This window comes from Algoriphagus sp. (genome assembly GCF_024642405.1).
GTDB lineage: Bacteria > Bacteroidota > Bacteroidia > Cytophagales > Cyclobacteriaceae > Algoriphagus.
Genome location: NZ_JAHEBC010000189.1, coordinates 1,041 through 5,058 on the forward strand (window position 1 = coordinate 1,041; position 4,018 = coordinate 5,058).

3 protein-coding genes are annotated in these 4,018 nt (G+C 43.2%); all 3 read right to left on the minus strand.

Annotated elements, in window-relative coordinates:
• Nucleotides 1-38: 38 nt before the first annotated feature.
• The 3 genes from Q0L68_RS13505 to Q0L68_RS13515 all read right to left on the minus strand — a co-directional run bounded on the left by Q0L68_RS13505 (nucleotide 39) and on the right by Q0L68_RS13515 (nucleotide 3,934).
• A complete protein-coding gene (locus Q0L68_RS13505) occupies nucleotides 39-815 on the minus strand; it encodes a hypothetical protein (RefSeq protein ID WP_296704090.1) in 777 nt (258 codons plus the stop codon).
• 85 nt (nucleotides 816-900) lie between these two features.
• Entirely contained in the window at nucleotides 901-3,357 is a 2,457-nt protein-coding gene (locus Q0L68_RS13510; protein ID WP_296704094.1) for a CehA/McbA family metallohydrolase, read from the minus strand.
• A 118-nt stretch (nucleotides 3,358-3,475) separates the two neighbouring features.
• On the minus strand, nucleotides 3,476-3,934 hold the full coding sequence (locus Q0L68_RS13515) for a nuclear transport factor 2 family protein (RefSeq protein WP_296704098.1): 459 nt from the start codon (nucleotides 3,932-3,934) through the stop codon (nucleotides 3,476-3,478).
• Between the last annotated feature and the right edge of the window lie 84 nt (nucleotides 3,935-4,018).

A 4,018-nucleotide genomic window follows, 5' to 3' on the forward strand; every position in this document is an offset into this window, starting at 1 on the left:
CTTTTAGGAATTCGCATTCAAATAATATTAGGATCCTTTTAATTGAGACCATATTCAGTTTGTATCAATTTCAATAAACTGCTAGCATTTGATTTTAAAGCCTGTGAACGTAAACTATTGCCTAAAGTCATCTTGGATAAATAATGAACTTGAAAAGCCATTTGATTTATAACCTGTTTATCATCCGTGATCAATTGGGGATTATCGGTTGGCATTACAAATTTCATTTTGGAATCCATCGTATTCTTCATAGCCATTGTTTCGAAAACCGTTCCTCCCAGTTCTCGAAATGTAATTCTGGTCTCCATATCAGTTTCATCCCATTCTTCTAATTCTCTTACTTTTTTTTCGTATTTGAGTAGCTCATTTACGACTTTTCTATTACTTATCAATCGGAGATTTCCGGCATTTTTCAATTGTAAAATGGTACCGTCAGAATAAACAAAGGGAGTACCATCGAATACCTGTCGGGCAAAGAAATAGATTTGGTTTCCATACTGTTTGCGATCTTCGGAAAGTAGAAGAACTGATAAAGAATCCATTAAAACGCTTTTATTCAATCGAAAACTGCTGTAATACTGAAGGTTGGTAGTGTCCGTTTTTAAGTCTTCAATTAAGGAATTGATATATTCCTTTTCTATTTTTTTGACACTCAAGGATTCCCGGTAATTCTCTGCTAGAAATCCACAAAATACTGCAAGAAAAAGCATGAAAAATTCCTTAATGTAGGAAGACCAGTTTTTCTTTTTCAGTGTGCTAATCACATCCTTGTTGGAGACGTCAGCTTGATTTTCGGAGGTCTGATTTTGGTCCATTTCTTATTCAATCTGATATTCCTCAGTGAGGGATAAATCATTCTTTAAAGGGGTTATCTCTTTTAATCTTTTCTGTGTTGGCAGTTTATTTCATCATTTCCCTAAGCCTATTCCGCGCTTCGTCAAAGCGGCTTTTCATACGATTCATCTCAGTATCACCGTATGCTGCTTTTGCTATTCGTTCGGACGCATCAATCGCCCGGATAAGATCGGATGCTGCTGCTTTGCGTGAGTCGGGATCTGTACTGCCAACTGCCTCGATCCAAATTGGAGAACTATGAGCAAATGGCCTAACATGCATAGTAGGCCATGAATCTTTAAGAGGCTTACTAGCATAGGCACGCATTGCTACCCATCCGCCACTTGGGAGGTTTACTTTGCCTTTGAATGTTCTCGTTTCCCCTGCCTTGATTCCAGTCAACTTCTCGACAACAACTCCATTGACCACAAGCTCTACTATATCGATATCATTGGTTCCAGCCAAAGTGGCATGCCATTCATGCTGCCCACTAGAAACAACATCTCCTGGTTTTGCATCTTCACCCAATTGGAAAAGCAATGCTGGGCCAGTCGTCACAAAACCTTTACCTGCCATGGCAGCTTCAAGCACTGCATCGGAAGTAATTTCTGCTCCGTCCAACCTTACATAATTTCGTCCCGTACCTACCGCCATGGTACGGTGGAAGTCTACCCACATGTCTGTCCCCGACATGGCAGCCACCGGCCGCCCAATGTTTAGAAGACGATACCAGACTTGACTGTTTCCCAAAGGACTGGTCCATGCACACACCATTTCCAAGCCGATGCGCTCAGCAAGGACCGCATCGGAGATTAGCTCTATGGGAATTGGACCCTTATCGAGTTGATCGAAAGGATCAGAATCAATCTCGATAGGGTGGACATAAGTAGTAAAAGCTCCAGTTCGATCGGCATAATCAACCACCTCGCCGTTACTCCGATCAGGGTCGCCCAGTTTGGGATTGTTAGGACCCCAGAACCAAGGCGCATAGGGTTGCTCAACACCGAGTAAACTGACATGCCCATGAAAGTGGGACCGTACTTCTTGGCTTTGGATGACAATTCGACCATTTTGCGTAGTTTCAAGGCCTACAAGTGGAGCATCTATTCTCCGTTCCCAGCGATTCCAAGACATTGGGGCAAGTAAGTCCAGATCTTCTCCTGCCATAGCGCGAAGTGCATTTTGATGGGTGGCAGGATGATGACCGTCTCCGTTTAAATGTACATGGTGATCTGCAGAAACATAACCGGCAGCACTTGCATTCCAAATAGGAGTTAGGGAAAGTCTGACTTCTGAAATAGTATTCTCACCGACCAAAACCTTTGTTTCTACTGTTTCTGTCATTGGGCCCTGAACTGTTGTCACTGTATAGTTGCCAACCGGAAGACTAAACTGGGCTTTATCCTCAATATAGAAATAATGACGACCCGTTTGTGGATCGACATAGGTAGCATCCTCATGGAAAGCTACCGGGAATCCATCTTCTCGAACGATAGAGACTCTTGCCGTGATCGGGGTTCCGAGAGCATCGGTCACATTAATACTCAGCATACCGATAGCTTCGTCTAGGTCCCAATTTGAAATCTTCACCTGCTGAGGTGTGCCACCATAAGTAGGGATTTGCATAAGTCGGAATTGGCGGTTTTCGTCCAGTTCGACAAAGAATACCTGATTCCCATCAGCGCTAAAGGCTGGAGTTAAGGCAAAAGGATCGCCATCCGTGAGCCGATGATTTACTCGTGGATCGTTCAGGTCCATGGTCCAGAGGTGGTAGGCATTGTCAATCGGAGCACTGTACACAATCAGACTTTGAGAGGGATGAGCATCAGCGGTGAAGTGGTAGGTCAAGGTCTGGGAAAGAGTAATAGTGTCGGTACCAGTCTTGAAGTTTTTAATTCGAAGCACACGATTTGCTCCCCTCCCGTGTAGGTACATCAGGCTTTCACCATCTGCCAGAGATCGGGAATTTCGCTCCACTTGTGGCAAGTCAGTAAGTTGCTTTTCCTCCCCAGATAGAAGGTGATTTTGTCGTAGGTTAAGCGAACCGCTAATACCTGATGAGTAGTAAAGCAATTCCCCATCATCAGAGAATTCTGGGTCTAGCTCGATTGCATCCGTATCTATTTTTGTTTCATTTCCGCTTGCTAGTTCCAGTACAATAATTGCCGTATTGCTCCCCTCGTCACGAACGAAGACGATCTTATCGCCCCTAGGGGACCAGCGGGGACGGGAGTCGATTCCCGAGCTATTAGTTAACCTGACTGCTGTATTAGTCTCCAAGTTAAGATTCCAGATCCAACCTCGTGCAGAAAAGGCTAGATGAATACCATCAGGCGCTGGAGCAGGATCTGTAGGTCCGAAGGCAAGAATTGGAAGCTCATGCTGCTCCAAGTAAACATGGTGTCCAAAGTCATCAAGCTTGGAGTAGTGATTAGTCCACTGCGCCAAAGCTACATTAAGCGTAAGCAGTTGTGTTAAAACTGAAATTGTTACAATGGCTATTCTTTGAATTTGGTTTCGCATTTGAAATGGGTTTATCCTAATAAAATTATACTTCTCCTTGATTTTGTTGAAAAATGAAGCAGGACTTTGAATTGAAAAAGTAATTGCTTCTTGCCTTCAAAGCCTTCATTTTAATCATTTAGTCTTTTGATAAAGTCACAAACAATTGCGATTGAATCAGCCAAGCACCGGTTTTCTTCGTCCATTGGGCGGAATAGTTTCCTCCAACAGCCGCTTCGTTTGAGCCTTCCACATAGCCTTTCCATGTTCCCGTTTCCCAGGCAAGTTTGGTTACTGGGTTTACTATAATTTCATCAGCAGTTCTGACCCAAAACATTCGAGGTCCGGTTGCATTTTTGATGTAATCCATCAGTGCAGCCTTTCCCGAAATCAAGGTTCCTGCTCCAGTCGTAATCAGGATATCATCGGTCAGAAAAGTACTGTTTAATTCTTCGTTAAAATTCCGAAGAGCCTCATTGGAAGCCTCCCTTTGAGCCTTGATTTGTGCTATTTCAGCCTCTTGAGCTACTAATTCCAAAGATTGAAAAAAGAAGAGACCCATAATAAATACCCAACCGAAAAAGATCGATTTTTTCATGTGGTATGCTTAAAGTGTAAATAACAAATACCCTTTATGAAGTAAATCCGTAGTCGCGGTGAATCTGGAAATAGCCATTTCGAC

Excerpts from the sequence above, each read along its gene's own strand:
- Q0L68_RS13505 (WP_296704090.1), bottom strand. The coding sequence starts at position 815 with ATGGACCAAAATCAGACCTCCGAAAATCAAGCTGACGTCTCCAACAAG.
- Q0L68_RS13510 (WP_296704094.1), bottom strand. The coding sequence starts at position 3,357 with ATGCGAAACCAAATTCAAAGAATAGCCATTGTAACAATTTCAGTTTTA.
- Q0L68_RS13515 (WP_296704098.1), bottom strand. The coding sequence starts at position 3,934 with ATGAAAAAATCGATCTTTTTCGGTTGGGTATTTATTATGGGTCTCTTC.